The sequence below is a fragment of the uncultured Pontibacter sp. genome (assembly GCF_947492645.1).
Taxonomy (GTDB): Bacteria; Bacteroidota; Bacteroidia; order Cytophagales; family Hymenobacteraceae; genus Pontibacter.
Window position 1 is genome coordinate 61,877 of sequence record NZ_CANLMZ010000002.1, and the last position, 21,492, is coordinate 83,368.

Below are 21,492 nucleotides of genomic sequence, written 5' to 3' on the forward strand. Positions count from 1 at the left end.
TAACCCTTTATAAATCAGGTTTATGTGCTTTGTATGGGAGCTAGTGTTCAGGAAATAGATATCCATCAAGTTGAGGCGACTGCGTTAGGTTTTGTGAGGGTGCTTATAGGAAGCGCGGTATATAGCCAATTAGAGAATCTCAGCTTTCAATCTGCCTGGGATAAATTGTATGCAGGGTGTTCTTGGGGTACAGTATTTCAGAGCCGTGCTTTTGTGGATACCTGGTACCGAGTATACAAGGAACGGCAGGAGCCAATACTTATAGTAGCTGAACATAAAGGCCGCCTTACTGGCTTAGTAGCACTTACTAAAGAAAATGGTAGTAAGTTAATAACAGGGGCCGGAGTAAATGAAGCAGGGTATCATGTGTGGTTATCAGAAAATGACTTCGGCGATTTATTTATAACAGAGGCGCTGCATGAGCTTACATCAAAATTCCCACAGTATAAGCTACTATTTAAGCATATTCCACCTCAGGCACCCTTAGCATGGGTGGAGCATGATCAGGAGCTAGAAAAGCGTTGCGTGCTAAGAACGTTCAGCCGTCCTCTAATGGATTTTAAGACTCCGGATTTAATCATTCAATTTAACAAGAAAAGCTACAGGAGTAAGGTTGCCAAGCTTAGGAAGCTAGGTAACATGCGTTTCGAAAGAATTATAGACAGGGAGCATTTTGCGTCTGTACTAGACGAACTAAACAGGCAGTTTGATTTTCGCAAGGCTGCCACGCTAAATATCACGCCTTTTCGTAGCGAACCTCTAAAAAAAGATTTGCAGTTAGCCTTATTTGACCAAGGCTTGCTTTATGTAACTGTACTGCTTGTTAATGAGACACTTGTTGCTGCAAATATTGATACAATTGGAAAAGGCAATTGGGTATTCGGGGTAGGAATAAATGCTCACAACCCTACATTCGGGAAATACTCCCCCGGTATTGTGAGCTTTTTACTTCTGGGGCAGCGCCTTTTCGAAGAAGGGGTAGAAGTATACGACCTAACGACAGGAGGCCACAGTTACAAAGAAGGATTGGTAAATGCACATGACCAGGTGTACGAGTTAAGTATTGGAGGACCTAATTATAGAGTAAAGGCGGTAGCTAAAGAGAAATTATTAATCGCTGTCAAGCAACGCCTTCGTAAGCTGGGGGTAGAGCCTTACGAGTTACGGGCACGGTGGATGCAGCTGCGGGAGCAGCTAAAGTTACTTAATGGGGCAGGAGGTGTTCAATTGCTCTACGCCGCGCTGTTTAAGCCTAAGGTAAAGTGTTATACTTTACAGCATCAACTTTCTGACCAGCTGGAAAACATTACGATAAACTGCTTAGACGATTTATTGTGCTTTAAACAAAAGGGTGGCGCTTTGACACGCTGGGATTTCTCTAAAGAAGCAGAGCGACGCCTACAAGCAGGGGAGCAGGTTTTTTCATTAAGTGAAAACGGGGTGCTGCTGTGCTGTGCCTGGTTATCAGCTACCTCTGGTGCAGCAGTTATTTCCGGGGTATACTATCATCATTCTGGCTTGGCTGTAGTAGTCCCTTTTCTTGTTTCAGTAGCTCGTTCTGTAGGGCCGCATGCAGTAGTGGCAGCAGAAGATACAAGGTTACAGCGCATGCTAGAGGGAGCAGGTTTCAAGGTAGTTTGATCAATTTTGAAATGACACATTTTAGATGGTAAGGTATGCAGCAAGTTTACATCCGTAAAGTGGGAACAGAAGAAATAAGCCTGTCAGAAGTTTTAGTGGGAGAGGCCGTATACCGCCTGTTACAGGATGAGGATTTTATCGCGGATTGGGATGTGCTATATAATAATTGCCCCTGGAGTACTGTTTTTCAAAGCCCGACCTTTGTTAAAACCTGGTTTTTGCTTCATAAGGAGCTGCAGGAGCCAATTTTGGTTAAAGCAGAGCGAAACGGATGCCTTGTAGGCCTGTTATCTTTGACAAGAGAGTATAACAGTTCTAATATTAGAGGTGCAGGTGCCTGGGATGCCGAGTATCATGTATGGCTTGCTTTGGAAAATCATACAAATGAATTTATCAAAGAAGCTCTTCGCCGGGTGCAACTCAAATTTCCTGCCCATGTTATTTCTTTTCATTATATACCTGCTGGGGTGCCTGTTGCCTGGGTAAAAGATGACGCATGGTGGCAGCAGAGGTGTGTGCTGGAGCAGGTTGATCGCCCTTTGATGGAAATTGACGAAAGTTATTTTACCAATGAGCTAAAGAAAAAAAACAGGCGTGAAAAAATTAACCGTCTTAAACGGATTGGAGAATTGAGTTTTGTGCGCATCACAGACGATGCGCAATTCTCAGAAGTGCTGGATGAACTGACAACACAATTTGACTTGAGAAAAGGAGCAATGTTCAATAAATGCCCCTTTAAAGACTCCCCCTTATCTAAAGAACTGCTAAAGGTTTACTTTAAAAAAGGCTTGTTGCATGCTACTGTCCTAAAACTTAATGGCCTCGTAATTGCCTCAAATGTAAGCTTTATGAGTGGCAGTTGGCTGCATTTACAGGGATTAAACTCTCATTCTGCTTCTCATGCAAAGTTCTCACCTGGTATACTTGCCTTTTTGATGTTAGGAAAAATGCTTGCTGAAGAGGGGTATGATGTGTTTGATTTGACACCAGGTGGCGATACTTATAAAGATGGACTTGCCAATAAATATGACCACGCCTATAACCTTACAGTAGGAGGGTATGGCCTTCGTGCAAAGCACAAGCTAAAAAGTTTTTTCCTAAAGCCGTTAAAGGCAGGCCTGCGCCAACGGGGCTACAACCCTCTGGAGATCAGGTTTGGTTGGTACAAGCTTAGGGAGCGGCTTCGAATAGCTTATGCAGCTGGGCCAGCAGAATATCTATTGGGTTTATCTAAGCTACTGCTTAAGTCGGAGAGGACATTTGCACTTGCTAAAATAAGCGCATCTGCTGTTGCTGTTAATGTTAACTGCCTTGATGATCTTTTATGGTTTGATCAGCAAGGTGGCTTATTAACACGCTGGGACTTTCTATCAGATTGCCAGGCGCGCTTAGAGGCTGGGCAGCAGCCTTTAACCCTCAGGACAGGCAGCCGGCTTCTTTGCTGCGCCTGGCTTGTGCCAGGCAGCCTCCAAATTAACGGCCTGTACTGCCACAAGCAAGCTTTTAGTAGTTTAGCTAATTTCTTGGCTGGTGTAACTCAGCATGCAGGTACCGACGCTGTTTTATTGCTGCGGGATCGGGAATTGTTAGCTGTCTTGAAAAAGATGAGCGTACGGCCAGATAAACTTGATCTTGCCTATCAGAGTTAAGGTTTGTGCAAAATTTTTTAAGGGGGAATATGGCTCAATCCTGTATTAGTCGAGAAAGTGAGGTGGCAACTAAAAGCCTGGAGATATTAGTAGGCGTACAGGTATTCAAGGCCTTAGAAGATGTGCGATTTCAGGATGAGTGGGACAGACTTTACGAAAGGTGTAGGTGGAGTACCGTTTTTCAGGGACGTGCCTTCACCTCGACGTGGTATAAAATTCATTCTGAGCGGCAGGAGCCGGTGTTGGTCCGGGCAGTACAGGGTGGGCGCCTAACTGGATTGCTACTGCTTTCAAGTATAAAAGGGAGTGCTTTGCTTGTTGGAGCCGGTAACGCAGATGCAGAGTACCAAACCTGGCTTTCAGATGATGACTCGGATGAATTTATGCCTAATGCTTTAAGCCTTGTAATAGATTCTTTCCCGTATCATAGAATAACTATAATGTACATACCTGGCAATGTCCCTTTAAATTGGGTTGTAACTACAGCGAGGTGGCGCTCCCGCTGTATTGTGCACACAGTTAGAAGGCCAATTATAGATTTAAGTAAGTCTAATGTGAAAGCTTTATTTGCTAAGAAGGAATTCAGGAAAAAGGTAAATAAGCTAAAAGGCAGGGGAGAAGTTTCTTTTGAACACATTACAGATTACCAGAGGTTTTCAGATATTTTGGATATTCTGGTAGTGCAGCATGATTTCAGAAAAGGGGCAAAGTATAACGCTCTTGAATTCAAGAGCGATTTATTGAAGAAGCACTTCTTTCTGGCCCTCTTCAAACAAGGTGTGTTACATGCAACTGTTTTGAAGCTAGACGAAGAAATTGTCGCTTCAGTTGTCGGTACAAGAGGTAAGAAGTGGTTTCTTCTGGTGGGAATAAACACGCATGCTCCTGCATATGCAGATTACTCTACCGGGTACATACTATTTATAATGCTGGCTGAATTTTTAGTTAATACTGGTTTTGTGTTTTTTGATCTGACACCCGGTGGTGAGTCGTATAAAGAAAGACTTGCAAACATGCACACGTATGCATATAAGTTAGTAATAACGACTCCTTTGCAAGCAAGTGTGCTTAACAAGGTTATCAACCCAGTACAAAATTTAGCAAAAGCGAGCTTCGTGAGAAATGGCTATAAGCTTCGCGAAATAAAGATGAGGTTTTATCGGCTGAGAGAGCAGTTTTTAGCAGCTTCTGCAGCAGGACCAAAAGTATGGGTTACAGGCATCTGGGGGAAAATAAGCGGTGGGTGTTATTTCCTTCTTCCGCCTTCAGGTTCCGTGGGCGCTGCATCTGGTTTGCGGCGGGGTAGCCTCTCCGACCTGCTGGACTTTGGGCAAGGGGGCGGGCTGCTGACGCGGTGGGACTTTCTGGCTCAAGCGGAGCGCCGCCTTCAGGCGGGGCAGGAGCCGCTCACCCTGAGCCGAGAGGGGCTGCTGCTGTGCTGCGTCTGGCTGCTGCCGGGCGGGGAGCTGGAGGGGCTCTACTGCCACAGAGGCCGGGAGGGTGAGCTTGCAGGCTTTCTGGCCGCGGTGGCCGAGCATGCCGGAGAGGGGGCGCGGGTGCTCGTGCGGGAGCCGAGCCTGAGGCGTGCACTTGAGAGAGCAGGGGTATGTGGTATTAATGTTTAATAAATTTTACTAATACTTCAAGTTTACCTGACGCCTTCAAAATGTAGTTATCAACATGGAACACCTCCTTACAAAAAACCAAAGCTCAGAAGCAACAATTGCAGAACCATTTGCAGTTGAGTTGTTGATGGGAGATGCAGTATATGCAGCGCTCGATAAACCCGTATTTCAAACTGCCTGGGACCAGCTCTACGAGTCTTGTTCATGGGGAACTGTCTTTCAGAGTAGATTATTTGTTGCCTCCTGGTATCATATTTACTGCAAACAACAAGAGCCGGTGCTAATATATGCAAGGCATGAAAACAGCTTTTTGGGTTTAATGGCACTTACCTATGATGCTGAAAGCAAAGTGCTAACTGGGGCGGGAAAAGACGAGGCTTGCTATCATGTGTGGCTTGCTGATAGTGAATTCGGGGACGTTTTTGCCGCTAGGGCTCTGAATGAACTTATCAGTAAATTTAAGGATACCATCATAGATTTTAATGAACTACCCTCTGATACTCCGCTTAGTTGGCTCGAGTATGATGCTGGTTTACGCGAGCGAGGTGTGCTACAAATTCTTAAACGGCCCTTGATGGATTTTAAGGCACCAAACGCTGCCAGACTAATTTCTTCGAATGGGATTGATAGCAAACTAAAGCGATTGAAGCGGTTGGGCGATGTGAGCTTTGAGCGCATTACTTGCCATGACTGCTTTGTTTCTATTCTCGATGAGATAAATGACCAATTTGACTTCAGGAAAGGTGCCACGTTAAATCTGAGCCCTTTCAAAAATGAGCCTCTTAAAAAGGAACTGCAGCTGGCGCTTTTCAGGCAGGGATTACTCTATGTAGCTGTATTGCGTGTAGGCGGTCAGTTAGTGGCATCAGTTACAGGCGTGATTGGCCGGGATAATTGTATTAACGGTTTTACAAATACATATGCCCCTTCTTATGCAAAATACTCCCCGGGCATTGTGAGCTTTATTTTGCTAGGAAAACAGCTGTATAACGAAGGTATAGCATTTTATGACTTAACTACTGGAGGGCACGGCTATAAGGATAGGCTTGCAAATGCTTACGATGAGGTATACATATTGCAGATAAGAGGTAAACATGCACGTATTGTGGATGAGACTAAAGCCTTAATAAGGTCTAATGTGAAGGGGCTACTGCAGCGAATTGGGGTGAAACCTAGGGTTGTTAGAAATGATATAAGGTTTATCTTGTCAAAACAGAAAGAGCAGTTCCGTGCCATATCAGCTGCAGGGGCTGCTACTGCTGCACAGGGCCTTGCTTCGCGGCTGGGGCTCTTTGGCAAAGGCTACTACTACCTTCTTCCAACTTCCGGATCTTTGGATGCTGCATCTGGTTTGCGGCGGGCTAGCCTCTCCGACCTGCTGAACTTTGGGCAACGGGGCGGGCTGCTGACGCGGTGGGACTTTCTGGCTCAAGCGGAGCGTCGGCTTCAGGCGGGGCAGGAGCCGCTCACCCTGAGCCGAGAGGGGCTGCTGCTGTGCTGCGTCTGGCTGCTGCTGGGCGGGGAGCTGGAGGGGCTCTACTGCCACAGGGGCCGGGAGGGTGAGCTTGCGGGCTTTCTGGCCGCGGCGGCCGAGTATGCCGGAGAGGGTGCGCGGGTGCTCGTGCGGGAGCCGAGCCAGAGGCGTGCACTTAAGAAGGCAGGCTTTGCCATTGCTAACGCATAATTTACTCAAGTAGCCATAGCTGAATTTTACTTCAACTCATACTTTTGGGTATAATGACATAAGGGGGCTTTTTGTATTAGATACAAAAAGCCCCCTTATGTCATTATAAGCTTTTGCCAATTTCCAAAATCGGCTGTGGTAGATTTACAGCCTCCTGTGCGTATTCTTTCTTGTCTGGCTATGTGTTTTGTGCAAATTGCTTGCAAGAGTCATTTGCTGTCTTCTCATTGCTTAATTCCTTTTGTTAAATTCTGTATAATCAACTGTAAATTATAATAAGTTGTACGTTTTTCTGTTAGTACAAATGTGTTTGTATTGTACTTTAATCTTTCTGTCTTCTTTCGAAATTTGTACTAAATAGGTATTTTGTAAGTGCGTTTGATATGATTTATGAGTTTAAGCGATATAACACTTTTGTTTTGACCCTGCTAGTTGCAAACCTGTGTTGAATGGGCTAATCTTTTGATCATAAATAAATTAAAGTCTGGATAAAAAAGGATTCACTTTTTGCTTTAAAAAGTTTGCCGTTTACCATGTAATTTTAAATAAATAAGTAAGGCGTGCAAATATATAAAGATGTTAATGTATTGTTTTTCATAGTGTTATGTGAAATTAAATGCTTGAAAAAATTGCAATTACGTTGACTTTGTAAATAAGTTATGTAAATATTCTATGAATTTAGCTATTGACTGTTGCAGCTAAAAAAAATTGTATAGTTTTGCCTCAGATAAAAATATAACAAGGTTTATAATTGTATTATTCTTCTTGATGTATTTGTGGTGATTTGTTTGAGAGATAAGGCTGAGGTTTGCTTTTAAATAAATACGACTGTCTAGTAAGTTTGAGAAGAACACATAAATTAAAAGGATTTCAGAATGGCAAAAATCTACATAAAATAAATATAGTACAACTTATCAACTTTTAGCCAAATTTTATGAAGATGAAAACACAGTATTGGTTAGCACCAATTTTATTAGGTGCACTAACAGTTTCGTGTGAAAAGAAGGAGTTAGACGAGGTGACAGTTGCCAGCACATTGAGTGCAGAAACTACTAGTAGTGCAACAGCAGCTAATTATTTGTTCGAAGAGCTGTTCGAAGGATCAAATCCGTTATCTTCTAATATAATGAGTAGAGATTTAGCTACAAGCTACTCTTTACAGTATACAAATTCATTAGCGTTTGCAGGAAGCAAATCAGCTCGTTTTGAACTGAGAGATACTGATGCGCAAGTAGCAAGTGGAACAAGAGCAGAGATTGCACTTAATACCGCTACAGGAAAAGACAGATGGTATTCTTATGCAGTATACTTCCCAGCAGAAGACTGGGCTAGCGATCAGCACGCCGAAATTATTACGCAATGGCATTCTTTCCCGGATGCAGGTGAGAACTGGACCAGCCCAGCCACAAAGTTTTTGATTCACCAGAACAAATTCAGATTTGACGTTGGATACAATACAGCTAAAACTAGCAATGGTGTTCAAGCTGAGAAAAAGTATGATCTAGGTACTGTTACCAAGAATACATGGCATCAGTTTGTGTTCCATATCGTTCACTCGCCTGGCTCAGATGGTCTTGTGGAAGTATGGCACAATGGAAAAAAAGTGGTTGATCACAAAGGTGGAAACGCTTATAATGATGAGAGACTACCTTATATGAAGTTCGGTGTGTATAAGTGGGGCTGGAATGGAAGCAGCACAACTGACACAAAGAAAAGAGTGCTTTACTTCGATAACGTAAGAGTTGGCGACCAAAGCTCAACTTATACATCGATGGCACCAGGTAGTACACCAGCGCCTGCTCCAGCACCAGCGCCTGCTCCAGCACCAGCGCCTGCTCCAGCACCAGCTCCAGCACCAGCTCCAGCACCAGCACCAGCTCCAGCTCCTGCTCCTGCTCCAGCTCCAGCACCAGCTCCTGCTCCAGCACCAGCACCAGCACCAGCTCCTGCTCCAGCACCAGCGCCTGCTCCAGCACCAGCGCCTGCTCCAGCACCAGCTCCAGCACCAGCTCCAGCACCAGCACCAGCTCCAGCTCCTGCTCCTGCTCCAGCTCCAGCACCAGCTCCTGCTCCAGCACCAGCTCCTGCTCCAGCACCAGCACCAGCACCAGCTCCTGCTCCAGCACCAGCTCCTGCTCCTGCTAAAACAGATTATAGCAATTTCTGGAGTAGCAATAACTGGTGGACTAAGTTTTTCTCAAACAGATGGAGTAGATAATTTATAATGTAATCTAGCAGGTATACCTTAGAGTTTTCAAATCTGCAACTAAAACAAGAAAGCCTCCAGCGCAATTGCGCTGGAGGCTTTCTTGTTTTAGTTGGCTACGGTTCCTGGTATATATACGTGCAAATCCCATGCATGCGAGCACTTTAATGCACTAGCAGTTAAGTTTGTTGCTTTACAATTTTATATTTAAAATGAGAATAACAAAACATTATTGTGATCGTATAAATGGTATCCTTTGTTGTTAGAATATGATTGTTTTAATATATTATACCTCTAACATAGGCATTGTTTTTTCCAGTATTATTAATTTTTGCTTATGGGAAACTTATTCAAGACGAGGTTATCAAATACTGCCATACTAGTTTTAATGTTAATCTTTACATCATGTGTCCATACACGTGAAGCTGTGTATTTTGATGGCGTTAAAAATGCTGAATTTACAGGCGATATAGGAAATTTAGAGCCTGTGATTCAAGAGAATGACCTTCTTAGCATAACTGTAAGCAGCTTAAATCCTGAGGCCTCACAGTTGTTTAACGTGTCCAACGTTGCCATTTCCCAAATGTCTACTATATCTGGCTCTATGGTTCAGGCATCTGGATATTTAGTAGACCAGGACGGGTTTATCCAGTTTCCTTTTCTGGGTAACCTGAAAGCTGCTGGTATGACGAAAAAAGAGCTGCAGAAAGGTATCACGACACAACTAGTTAGGCAAAAGCTTTTATTAGAGCCCATCGTCAATATCCGTTACCTTAATTATAAAGTATCGGTACTTGGCGAAGTTGCCCGTCCATCCGTATTAACCATCCCTAACGAAAAAGTAACGCTGTTAGAAGCTCTCGGACTTGCAGGAGACCTCACCATATATGCCAAGCGAGACAATGTGCTCTTGATTAGAGAAGAAAACGGCAAAAAGAAACTTATGCGAATTGATCTTACATCTGATGAGATTTTTTCGTCACCCAACTATTACCTCCGACCTAACGACATAATCTATGTGGAGCCCAACAAGTCGAAAGTAGCCAGTACAAGCAGAGTGAACCAGTGGCTGCCTTTGATGTTTAGTGCCTTGTCTTTTGGAATTATTGCTGTTGACCGTTTAGCCAGATAATCTTTTATAATTATGTCAAACGATAAGGATATAGTAAAAAAGGAAGAAGACCTGCTAACAATATTAGTGTATAGGTTCTTGCCTTTCTGGCCACTTTTTCTGGTGCTGTTAGTGCTGGCTCTGGCAGGTGCCTATGGGTATATGCGTTATGTAGAGCCATCTTATGAGGTAAGTGCGACCTTGATCATAAAAGATGAAAATAAAGGTGTTGATGACCCACAAATGACGGAAGCCATCAATGCTTTTACCTCTAAAAAGATAGTAGAGAATGAGATTGAAGTTATCCAGTCTAAGTCTTTGATGAAGAAAGTTGTACATAAGCTTAATCTTTACGCCCCAGTATTGGAGGAAAGGGATTTCAGGGATGTCTCGGCATACTTGTCATCTCCGATTACTGTGAAGCACCAGGATCCTGAGAGTCTCATCAGAGTTGTTAAGGACGAAACAAAAGTATACTTCACTTATGATAAGGATAAGGTAATAGTAGACAACAAGGAATATAACCTTAACGAGTGGGTAATGACACCTTATGGTAAAATCCAGTTTATTAAAAATAAGCACTATCAAAAATCTGCAGAGGGTCCACTTTTCTTTTCCTTAGTTCCTCCGCAGTATATGACCGAGAACTTGATGTCGAAATTAGAAGTTAACTCGGCCAACAAGCTTTCGACGGTGGTAAGCTTAAGTATGCGCGACGAGGTGCCTGAAAGAGGAGAAGATATTTTAAACCAGCTAATCCATTCTTATCATCAGGTGGCTGTAAATGAGAAAAGCAGTTTAGCAGATAACACACTCCGCTTTATAGAAGAACGCATCAACTTTGTTGAAGATGAATTAAATACACTCGAAAGTAAAGTCCAGCAGTACAAGTCCTCAAAAGGAATTGTAGACCTTAGCGAACAGGGAAAAGTGTATTTGCAAAGTGTAGGCGAAAACGACCGCAGGATGGAGGATCTCAAGATGCAAATAGCTGTGCTGGATAAGGTTGAGAGTTATGTGGTTTCAAAAAGTAATAGTGCAGGTATTGTGCCTGCTACCTTAGGCTTGAACGACCCAGTACTTTCTGAGCTGTTGCAGAAGCTTTATGACTCAGAGATTGAATACCAGCGGCTGCGGAAAACAACTGCGCAGAATAACCCCATACTTCTTTCTCTTCACGAAAAGATAGAGCGCGTAAGGCCAAGTATCCTGGAGAATATCCAGAGCCAGCGGCAAAACCTACAGGCTAGCCTTGGCAACCTGGCCTCATCGCGAGGCAAGTATAGCACCACCCTGCAATCTATCCCAAAGCAGGAAAGAGAACTGTTGGAGATAAGCCGGCAACAGGCAATCAAAAATAGTGTTTACAGCTACTTGCTTCAGAAAAGAGAAGAAGCAGCGCTTTCGTATGCCCCGGCCAGTTCGGACAGTAAAGTTGTAGATATGGCAGAGGCCTCTCTTGTGCCTGTGAGCCCAAAGAAGAATATGGTTTATGCTGTGGCAGTAGTGGTAGCGCTTATGTTGGGTATAGGTTTAGTTATCGGTAAAGAATTGCTTAGCCAAAAGGTGTTGTTCAGGTCAGATATTGAGAGTTTTACAAAAGCACCAATTGTAGGCGAGATTTCAAATGTTAAGGGTAAAATTCCTGCACGCTTCCAAGAACCTACAGAGGTTTATATAACAGAGCAGTTCCGGCAACTGAGAACCTCTATGGGCTTGTATGGCCGCGGTTTCGCCAAAAAGAAAATCTTAGTTGTATCAAGTATACCTGGCGAAGGCAAAAGCTTTGTGAGCAGTAACTTGGCTTACAGTTTGGCTGCATCTGGTAAAAGAGTTGTGCTCCTGGACCTGGATCTGCGCAAGCCTAATACATCTTATCGCTTTAATCTGATAGATGAGATCGGAATTACAGAGTATTTAGTTGGTGAAGTAAGCGCAAGCGAAATTGTAAGAGATAGTCCATTCGCCAACCTAAGTGTAGTGCCGGCAGGCAAAAATACCGGCGATAATACAGAACTGCTCTTAAATGGCAAGCTGGAAGATTTGTTTGCTTACATGGAAACCGTTTTTGACTACGTAATTGTGGATTCTTCTCCGACAGACTTAGTATCAGATGCTTTCCTGATTTCAGAGTTCTGCGATATAACATTGCTGGTCATACGCCACGATTATACCCCTAAAAATGTGATCAAGCATTTAAACCACAACATCAGGCTTAGTTCTCTAAAAAGCCTGGCGATTGTTTTTAATGGCGTTAAAGCACGAGGGTTTGGCCAGGGTAATTATGGGTTTGGTTACGGTTATGGGCATGAGCGTGTATACAAACAGCATGCCTATAAAAGCTGAAGTCTTACACTAAGAACTGATAACGCAACCGAATAGATACAGGCTGTTTAATTGGTTTGCAAAATTCTGCTTTATGAGTTCCGTTGCTTGTCCAGCTTTGATTTGCAGCAATGTGTTATAAGGTTGATAGTACATGAGCTTTGTTAAAGGCGACGGACGTGACTATCAATGTGGTTATAGACCTTAGAATGACTCACATCCAATAATAGCTAACCTGTATAACATTTTTGAGAATGATTAACTGGCTGATAACTACACCTTTTGCGTATTTTAAAAGTTATTTTGCCGGAGGTGCAGTTCGTAGCGTCAAGGCTAGAAACAACATTTTGGCTTCCTTTGTAATCAGGGGGTGTAGTATTGGAGTTAGTCTTTTGCTGGTTCCGCTTACGATAGATTATGTAAACCCAACCAGGTATGGCATCTGGCTGACATTAAGCTCTATTGTAGGCTGGTTTAGTTTTTTTGATGTTGGCTTAACACAGGGGCTACGGAATAAATTTGCAGAAGCTAAGGCCAAAGGAGATGATGTTACTGCGCAAATTTATGTAAGTACCACCTTTGCCATACTTAGTGCCATTTTTACGTGTGTGTGGCTTGTTTTTATAGGAGTTAACCGGTTTGTAGATTGGGCTGCTATACTTCATGTGCCGGCAAGTATGGGTACGGAGCTTACCATGCTTACTGTTATTGTATTCACATACTTTTGCCTGCAATTTGTGCTGCGTATAATTACGACCATCATTATTGCAGATCAACAGCCTGCTAAATCTTCCTTGATAGATGTGCTAGGGCAAGTTGGCTCGCTGTTGATAGTTTTTTTGCTGGTAAGATTGACACAAGGCTCTTTAATTAACCTCGGAGTAGCATTATGTATGGCTCCGCTACTTATACTTATAGGCGCTAATTTTTACTTTTTTAAAGGTGTTTACAAGCGCTACCGACCTTCTTTCTCTAAAATAAAACTCTCTTACGCGAAGGGGCTCCTGAATTTGGGGTTAGTATTCTTTGTTATTCAGGTGGCAGGCATTATACAGTACCAATCTGCCAACTTCATCATTGCCAGCAACTTCAGTCCGTTAGATGTTACTTCCTATAATATTGTATACCGGTATTTTGGCATACTCAGTATGGTGTTCGCCATTTTCCTTAACCCATTCTGGTCTGCGTCTACTGAAGCATACTTAAAGAAAGACATTCAATGGATAAAGAACGGCATCCGGAAGTATAACCTGCTCAATATAGCTTTGGCTGCGGTGGGTGCCGTCATGCTTTTCTATTCAGAGGAAATCTATACGTTATGGCTCGGCAAAGATACTGTGGATATTGCCTTTACGCTTTCTGTATGGGGCTTTATTTATTTTAACATGTCTATGTTTGGTGGTAAGTATGTTAGTTTTTTAAACGGTATCAGCGCCTTGCGCATACAATTTCTGGCAAGTTTGGCCAGCCCGGTTTTGTATGTGGTTATCGTATTGGTTTTGATCAAGTATTACCATGTAGGTGTGCATGCGGTGTTTATTGCCGCTATCCTGGCCAACTTAAATGCTTACTTACTAGCTCCGTGGCAGTACCATCAAATAATTAACAGAAACAAAAAAGGGATATGGGTCAGGTAAAGCCGGAGGTGGTGCAGGAGCAGCAAAATACGCTGCTTTATACTTTAAAGGCAAAAGTAGCCGATAAAGTATGGAAGTATGTGAAGGACTATTTTTATGAACAAAGAATACTTGATGCTGCCTTGGTACAGAACCTGAATTACAACTTTGCCACAAGCCAAAAGAAAGCAGTTATTTGTTACCTGACTACCAGTTACTTCTATGACCTGGACAGTAACAACATTGGCAGGACACAGCCATACGAGGTAATCTCTATCGTAAAGGTGCTATCAGATTTGGGGTACTGTATTGATATTGTGGGTTGCAACGATACAAAGTCCCTGGAGCACTTAAAAGCTAAAAGCTATGATTTGATCTTTGGCTTCGGGGAAGCCTTTTACCAACTCACGTGTCTGCATCCAACTGCCACATCAATCTTATACATGACTGAACACCACCCGGCATTCTCTTTCCAGGAAGAGCGGAAACGACTGGATTACTTCCGGGCCAGGCATAACAGAGGCCCCCAAAAACTAAGGAGTGGTATTTACTACAAATTGCACCACCTCGAAAAGACATACTCGCACCTGATAACCATGGGTGAAACAGAACCTTTTATGCTGCAGTATGCTAAGCCTTACACTATTTATCCTACGGGGATTTTAAACCCATACTTTGATGCTGAACAGAGGGGGCACACCTCGGGCAGGAAGAACTTTTTATGGTTGGGGTCCACGGGTGCTATTCACAAAGGCCTTGATCTGTTGCTAGATGTATTTGCAGAAAGTAACGATATAACATTACACATAGCCGGCCTGACTCAGAAAGACAGAAAATTGCTTAGAGTGCCAAGTAAAGCCAATATCATAGACCATGGGTACATTGATATTAAATCTGATGCTTTCAGAGAGCTTGCTGTTACGTGCTCCTATATTGTTTTGCCATCATGTTCAGAAGGTTTTTCTACTGCTATTACCACAGGTATGCTGCACGGTTTAATACCTGTGGTGATGCGAAATACAGGATTTAACCGCATAGAGGGATACGCAGTTCTCTTAGATGACTTCAAGATAGATTACCTAAAATACAAGCTTCTGGAATTAGCAGAAAAAAGGGAGGAGCAGTTAGAGGAGTTTAGCAAAAGCATACAGGCATTTGCACGTAAAAACTTCTCTATCACAACCTTTGAACAACGCCTGAAAGAAATCTTATTAACAACAGTCAGCAACCATGATTAGCGTAGTTCACTTGCAGACACATTTGCCATCTTCAGGCAACGCAGCCTATAGGCTACACAATGCCCTTTGCCAGGCTGGGGTAAATTCTTCTATGCTTTCTATGAGTTCAGATATTTCTAAAAGCGATAGGATTGACTACTTGGGAAGAAAATCGCAGGTTACTTCTTTTCTGAATAATAAGCTTCAGGCATACCTGCTTCGAGACACGCTGGACCAATATGGGCTGTTTTCTTTTCCGATACTTGGCAATAATGTATCTGATATGGAACAGGTCGAAAGCGCAGACATAATCTACCTGCATTGGGTTATGGGCGGTTTTTTAAATCTGGCTAATATAGAACAGATCGCTGCCTTAAATAAGCCTGTAATTGTTTTTATGCACGATATGTGGGCAATTACCGGTGGCTGCCATTATAGTTTTATGTGCGAGAATTACCTGTATGGTTGCCAGGATTGTCAGATGTTTCCGGCAAAAAAGTTTTTTGATTTACCCGTTATCGAGTTTAAAGCAAAACTGAAACTTTATCAAAAGTATAGCAATTTATTTTTTGTAACTCCAAGTGCCTGGCTGTACAACCTTACCAAGAAATCGTTACTTACCAAAAACAAACCTGTTTATCATATCCCTAATATTATTAATGTATCTAAGTTTAAGAAGATTGACAGGCAAACAGCCAGAGCTATTCTTAGTTTAGACCCAGACGATAAAATTATTGCATTTGGGGCGGCCTCACCTACAAGCCCTTATAAAGGTTGGGAGTACCTTAGGCAAGCTTTGGAGCTGTTTGCTAAGAGTTATACTTCCTCAAAGGTCTCTGTACTTATTTTTGGAAGTGAGCATGATGCAAAACTGGCTGAGGCTATACCCTTTAAAACACACTTTGTAGGCCGCCTGCGCGATGATTATTCTACTGCACTAGTCTATAATGCAGCAAACGTTTTTGTGGCTCCATCTATGGCCGATAACCTGCCCACTACTGTAATGGAAAGCCTTTGCTGCGGTACACCTGTGGTTGGCTTTGCAATAGGAGGCATACCCGACATGGTACAGCACAAAGAAAACGGCTACTTAGCTGCCTATAAAGATGCGGAAGATTTGGCTGCAGGTATAAGGTTTTGCCTTGATAGCGGGGTTACAGGAAAGTTGTTGCCTTGCTTTGATACAGAAAAAATTCTTGAGCAGCATTTTGCGCTGTATGAAGAGATGCTCTCCCTTAAACCATAAGCAACAATTATACTTATGAGCACAGTAGCATTACTTAACCAATCAGAAACTGACTTTAGGCACATTAAAACGCTTCATGTGTTTTGGGCGGGCTTTATTATCTATACAGTTGGCTTTACGATGTCAACCTCCGGCGATGCTAACTACCGCATCTGCAATGCAGCGCAGCTACTGGGAGTTTTGTTGCTTGCTCCTGCTGCCATCAGGTTAATTGACTTTAGCTATGAAAATAAGTACCTGAAGGTAATGTACACCTTATACTGCCTGTGGCTGCTTTTTGTAGTTGCCCGAGGCTTTAGCCTGGAGTATGGATTTGTTAAAAAGACGTTGTTTAACCCTTATAGTGGAATATTCCTGTACCTGGCCCCTCTGATTATTGCTTTCCCGAAGCACCCATACTTCCTGAAAACTGTGTTTAATGTAATATTTATACTTGGCGTGTTTTATCTGCTGCATGTGGGGATCTACTCAAACGAACTAAAAAACCTGGATAGTCTGGACGGAAAGACAATGCTGGAATACTTTGTTAAGACCCTGGCCATACCTTGTGGGTTTATTCTCCTGACATACAGCTATCAGCCCAACTGGCGCAAGCTAGTTGCTTTGCTGGTTATTTTGCTTACCATTTTACTGGCAACATATAGGGCGCGCCGCGGCCTTATGTTTATGTCTGGCAGCATCATGATTTTTTACTGCCTGATGTTTTTCTATGCTTACAGGAGGCGGCTCTCATACCTGTTTTTAGCAGTAATGCTAGGCATGCTGTTAGCATTATATGGGTACAACCTGTATCAGAATGAAAAATTAGAAGTCTTTAGCTTTGCCAAAGAGCGGCTTGATGCTCAAACAAGATCGGAAGTTGAGCTGTACTATTATGCAGATATGGAAACGGAAGACTGGGTCATCGGCAGGGGAATTGATGGCCTTGTTGCCGCACCCGTAGGTTTGTTTGAAGACCATGTTGATGGAAAACCAGGTTATCGGGATGGCATTGAGACAGACTACCTCACGATTATATTAAAGGGGGGGATTATAAGCCTAGGTTTATTATTGCTGATAGCTGTGCCTGCTATTATACAAGGGATCTTCTTTTCTAAAAACATGCTCTCTAAGGCGGCTGGCATTTGGATTTTACTGTGGCTGGTATCGCTGTACCCCACAACTGTCACCACGTTTACTTTAAACTACCTGCTTGTATGGATTTCAATTGGCATCTGCTATTCAAAACAAATAAGGAATATACCTGAAAGCGAACTGGCACCTGCTTTAAAAGGAAAGCTTACCTAATGAGTGAGGACGATACTATGCATGTTGTTTATGTAGGTTACCCGGGGTTTCCTTTAGGTTTGGCGCAGGTAGAACGGCAAAAGCTGATAGCGAAAGGCTTAATTTCCAGAGGCTGCCAGGTAACGGTGCTCAATCGGTATGGTATACATGAAAAAGGCGAAGCCGCAGATGTTTTGGAACAGCCAAGCTTTGAGGGTATACCTTTCGTTTACACTTCCGGAAGCCCGTATAGGGAAAATGCTTTTATAAAACGGAACCTGTTTAAAATAAAAGGCTTAGTGAACGAAGTACGATATCTTATATCCAGTAGAAAAAATAATAAGCTAGATGCCATACTTGTTACTACCAACACTTTTTACGATGTGCTGTTTTACTGCCTTGTTGCAAAGTTATGTAAGGTGCCCGCTATACTAGATAATGTAGAATACTGGACAGCGCACCCTATACGTAAAAGCATTTTCAAGCGGCTGGATAATTACTTATATGACCAGTATGCTTTTAAAGTAGCGACTAAAGTAATTTGCATCAGTAGTTTTCTGGTTGATGTGGTCAAGCGTAATGACCCTCTTAAGCCTGTTATCAAGATTCCGGCTATTGTAGATTTTTCGAAGTTCGGGCATGCCAGAGAGGCTACCGAGCCATACTTCCTGTTTTGCGGTAGCGCCGCATACCTGGAAACAATTAACTTTATTTTAGATGCCTACAACCAACTGGAGCAAACACGTTACAAGTTATACTTAGTTACCAGCGGTACAGATGCAGACGAAGAAAGGGTAAAGGCAAGTATAGAACACAGCAAGTATAAAGACGGTATCCGGTTTTTCTCTCGCCTGTCTTATGATCAGCTCTTGAAACTGTATACCAATAGTAGCGCCCTTTTAATTCCTTTAAGAGATACAAAGCAGGATAGAGCCCGCTTTCCACATAAAATAGGAGAATATTGTGCGGCCAAACAAGTCATTATATCAACAGGCTATGGCGAAATAAACCATTACTTTACAGATAAGCAAAATGCATTGATAGCGAATACTTATAGTGTGCCGGAATATGCTGAAAAGATGCACGAGGTTATAGAAAACCCAGGATTGGCGACTGTACTTGGGCAAAGGTCTTATCAAACTGGGCAGTCACATTTTAGCCACGAAATTTCAGGAAAGAAAATAATAGAATTTATTGCGCCTAGCTTTGCTGAGGCTAAGTATAATTACGGAGAATTGTTGTGCGATACCTAATTTTACTAATTGCCTGCTTTAATAACAACTAGTAATTATTAGTTTCGTTATATAAATTGTCTTGAGAGCTGTAAGGCTTTAGTATCTCTTAAGCATTCAATCTAATCCCTTATTTAGAACATACCTTGCCAGGCTGCTAGATTGATAATAAGCGGTTGTGGTTTACACAGGAATAGTACTGAGTGAGCTATAATCATACTTATAGTAACTCTAATTAAAGTTTTAAAAGTTCTGCTTTTTTTATTTCTAATGATAATGCGTTATGCCTGCACAGCAAGAAAAAATAATATTTATCATACAGAGAGTAGGAGTAGGAGGAGCCGAGTTTTTCTTAAAGACGATCGTTAACAGCTTTATAGCAAGAGGGATAGAGCCCATACTTATCTTGCTAAGTGATGATAACCCTATACTAAATCAGTTTGATCCCGGAATAAGGCTTTATGTAGTGCCCCGTAGATATCGTTACGACTTTTCTGTATCCAAAAGGATAAGGGAGATTGTACTAACAGAAGGAGTATGCAAAGTTTTTTGCATAGGAGCTTTTGCTTTTTTTATGGCGAAGCTGCGCTTGTTGCAGCACACGAACATAGCATTTTACCTGTCTCTTCATACTACGGTGCCGTTTACGTTTAAAAACTACGTGATGGATACGCTTTACCTCAGGTTGTTAGGTAGCAACGATACCGCGATTTTCATCTGTAAGAATCAGAAAGATTACTATAGAAGCAAATACTATTTTAAAGCAAAAAAGTCATTTGTGATTTATAACGGCATTGATACCTCTCATTATTTCGCGAATAACCTATCAAAGTATACTTACCGGGAGGATACCAGGCTAACGTTTAAAATACCCGCTGATGCCAAAGTAATTGTAAACGTAGCAAATGTGAAACCCGAGAAAGGCCATATTTATGCCATTGAGGCATTAAGTATACTCCATGAAAAACTGAACAATAAAGCTCACCTGCTTATTGTTGGCGAGGCCAAAAAAGAGGCTTTTGAGAGTTTAAAGCAATCTATAGTAGAGCGTAAGCTGATGGATTACGTGCATTTTGCTGGCATACAAGAAGATGTAAGGCCCTACCTTGCGGCGGCAGATATTTTTACTCTTACCTCCTTTAGCGAAACATTTTCGCTGGCTGCAATAGAGGCCATGAGTTTTGGTTTACCGTGTGTTTTAACTGATGTAGGCGGTGCCGCCGAAATGATTGTTGAGAACAAGAATGGATTGCTATGCGAGGCAAGAAACCCGCTCTCTATTGCAAACTCCTGGCATAAGATGCTTAACAGCAAAGTAGACAACACCTATATCATGGAGTTGGCTGCCGGAAGGTTCTCAGCAGAGCAGATGATAGATAACTACTTAGAAGTGTTGGTTGGGGAGGGACAAAAACTAATTGCGGAAGAAACCTGATTTATACCCTGACGGATTGTGGTGCTGATGAAAGGTAAATCCTGATTATAGGAACAGTAAGAGTTTGTGATATAGTAAAAGTTACATAGTATAAGATGTGTCGTGTTTTATATGGAGCCTACGATCAGGAACATATTAGGGTGGTGTATAGCCTCTTTGCTTATCTCTCTGGGGTATGTGAAGAGGGCTAAACTACGTGCAATGGCGGGAGATTTTATTCTATCAGTATACTTCCATAATCCTACTCTGAAAGAGTTTGAGTTTTGCATTAAGTGGCTTTTAAAGCATAAATTCCAGTTCCTGAGCCTGCATGACGTTGAGCAATTGATAATACATAAAAAGCCCCTGCCACGTAGCAGCGTACTCATAACTGTAGACGATGGTTGGGCTTTAAACAAAGAGGCGGTTGTTGCTATTGCAAACAAGTATAAATTACCGGTTGGCATTTTTATCTCTACAGAGCCTGTAGAAGAAGGTGTGTTCTGGTGGTCATACCTTGATGAGGCGAGGAAGAGCGCTTTTGTCTCTTTTAGCAAAGAGGATCTGAAAGAAGTGCCTAATAAAGACCGGATAAATATTATCGATACCCTTAAGCATAAAATCAAGATTCCGAGGCAGGCACTAACTGTGGAGCAGGTTAAAGCGATTGCTCAGTCGCCTTATGTTACGATAGGCGGCCACACCCTTACACATCCTATACTTCCTAATTGCGATTACCAGCAAGTGTACGATGAGCTACGTTTGTCTAAGTTGAAGTTGGAGTCGTGGATCGGCAAAGAAGTTAAATACTTCGCTTATCCAAACGGGAGCTACTCCAGCCGCGAGATAGACATGTTAGCCGACACAAACTATACGTTGGCTTTTACCACAGAGCCGCATTATTTAACCGCGAAGCGCTTGGAAAATAAATATCAGCTTCCTCGGTTCGAAGTGTACCAAGGCCGGACGAATATAGAGAACATCTGCCGTATGCTAGGGGTTTACCAGCCTTTTAAAAATAGTGTGCTCAAAACCATTGAGTTGTTAACCAAGCCTTTAAGCAGGGAAAAAGACTAAATATATGCTATGCTGCAGATGGCTAAGTTATTACGGTGGCTTAAATTATCAAGCAAGTTGCAAGTATAACTGCTTCATGGTTGAGGGTGATTGAGTAGTTGCTGGGTGGATAAGTGGGATGCTGTCATGCTTTAAAATGACAAGAGAAGAAGTAATGAAAGCTAAAGTGAAGTTGCAGCCAAG

The 21,492-nt window shown here is 42.5% G+C and carries 14 protein-coding genes; all 14 read left to right on the forward strand.

The features are described 5' to 3' along the window. The first annotated feature begins 213 nt into the window (after positions 1–213). The 14 genes from Q1A23_RS02425 to Q1A23_RS02490 all read left to right on the forward strand — a co-directional run bounded on the left by Q1A23_RS02425 (position 214) and on the right by Q1A23_RS02490 (position 21,309). On the forward strand, positions 214–1,641 hold the full coding sequence (locus Q1A23_RS02425) for a GNAT family N-acetyltransferase (RefSeq protein ID WP_299818992.1): 1,428 nt from the start codon (positions 214–216) through the stop codon (positions 1,639–1,641). Positions 1,642–1,676: 35 nt separating this feature from the next. After that, entirely contained in the window at positions 1,677–3,290 is a 1,614-nt protein-coding gene (locus tag Q1A23_RS02430; RefSeq protein ID WP_299818995.1) for a GNAT family N-acetyltransferase, read from the forward strand. 62 nt (positions 3,291–3,352) lie between these two features. Next, positions 3,353–4,915 (forward strand): GNAT family N-acetyltransferase, encoded by a 1,563-nt coding sequence (locus tag Q1A23_RS02435; protein WP_299818998.1) that lies wholly within the window; start codon positions 3,353–3,355, stop codon positions 4,913–4,915. A gap of 55 nt (positions 4,916–4,970) precedes the next feature. Next, the gene (locus Q1A23_RS02440; protein ID WP_299819001.1) at positions 4,971–6,599 is read left to right on the forward strand and encodes a GNAT family N-acetyltransferase; all 1,629 of its coding nucleotides are present in this window, start codon (positions 4,971–4,973) and stop codon (positions 6,597–6,599) included. Positions 6,600–7,725: 1,126 nt separating this feature from the next. Beyond that, entirely contained in the window at positions 7,726–8,817 is a 1,092-nt protein-coding gene (locus Q1A23_RS19565) for a polysaccharide lyase (protein WP_363322017.1), read from the forward strand. Between the two features lie 325 nt (positions 8,818–9,142). Further along, positions 9,143–9,937, forward strand: coding sequence for a polysaccharide biosynthesis/export family protein (locus tag Q1A23_RS02450; RefSeq protein WP_299819007.1), 795 nt, complete (start codon positions 9,143–9,145; stop codon positions 9,935–9,937). A 12-nt stretch (positions 9,938–9,949) separates the two neighbouring features. Beyond that, positions 9,950–12,262, forward strand: coding sequence for a polysaccharide biosynthesis tyrosine autokinase (locus tag Q1A23_RS02455; RefSeq protein WP_299819010.1), 2,313 nt, complete (start codon positions 9,950–9,952; stop codon positions 12,260–12,262). 326 nt (positions 12,263–12,588) lie between these two features. Further along, on the forward strand, positions 12,589–13,878 hold the full coding sequence (locus Q1A23_RS02460) for an MATE family efflux transporter (protein ID WP_299819013.1): 1,290 nt from the start codon (positions 12,589–12,591) through the stop codon (positions 13,876–13,878). Beyond that, a complete protein-coding gene (locus Q1A23_RS02465) occupies positions 13,866–15,095 on the forward strand; it encodes a glycosyltransferase (protein ID WP_299819016.1) in 1,230 nt (409 codons plus the stop codon). Before Q1A23_RS02460 ends, Q1A23_RS02465 begins: the two co-directional genes overlap by 13 nt. Further along, positions 15,088–16,320, forward strand: a complete 1,233-nt coding sequence (locus tag Q1A23_RS02470; RefSeq protein WP_299819019.1) for a glycosyltransferase — start codon at positions 15,088–15,090, stop codon at positions 16,318–16,320. The genes Q1A23_RS02465 and Q1A23_RS02470 overlap by 8 nt, the downstream gene beginning before the upstream one ends. A 15-nt stretch (positions 16,321–16,335) precedes the next feature. Further along, positions 16,336–17,607 carry a hypothetical protein gene (locus tag Q1A23_RS02475; RefSeq protein WP_299819021.1) on the forward strand — a complete coding sequence of 424 codons (1,272 nt, stop codon included), beginning with the start codon at positions 16,336–16,338 and terminating at the stop codon, positions 17,605–17,607. After that, positions 17,607–18,839: a glycosyltransferase gene (locus tag Q1A23_RS02480; protein ID WP_299819023.1), complete on the forward strand. Its 1,233-nt coding sequence runs from the start codon at positions 17,607–17,609 to the stop codon at positions 18,837–18,839. The genes Q1A23_RS02475 and Q1A23_RS02480 overlap by 1 nt, the downstream gene beginning before the upstream one ends. A gap of 262 nt (positions 18,840–19,101) precedes the next feature. After that, the gene (locus tag Q1A23_RS02485) at positions 19,102–20,253 is read left to right on the forward strand and encodes a glycosyltransferase family 4 protein (protein WP_299819025.1); all 1,152 of its coding nucleotides are present in this window, start codon (positions 19,102–19,104) and stop codon (positions 20,251–20,253) included. Between the two features lie 201 nt (positions 20,254–20,454). After that, positions 20,455–21,309 (forward strand): polysaccharide deacetylase family protein, encoded by an 855-nt coding sequence (locus tag Q1A23_RS02490; RefSeq protein ID WP_299819027.1) that lies wholly within the window; start codon positions 20,455–20,457, stop codon positions 21,307–21,309. Positions 21,310–21,492 lie beyond the last annotated feature (183 nt).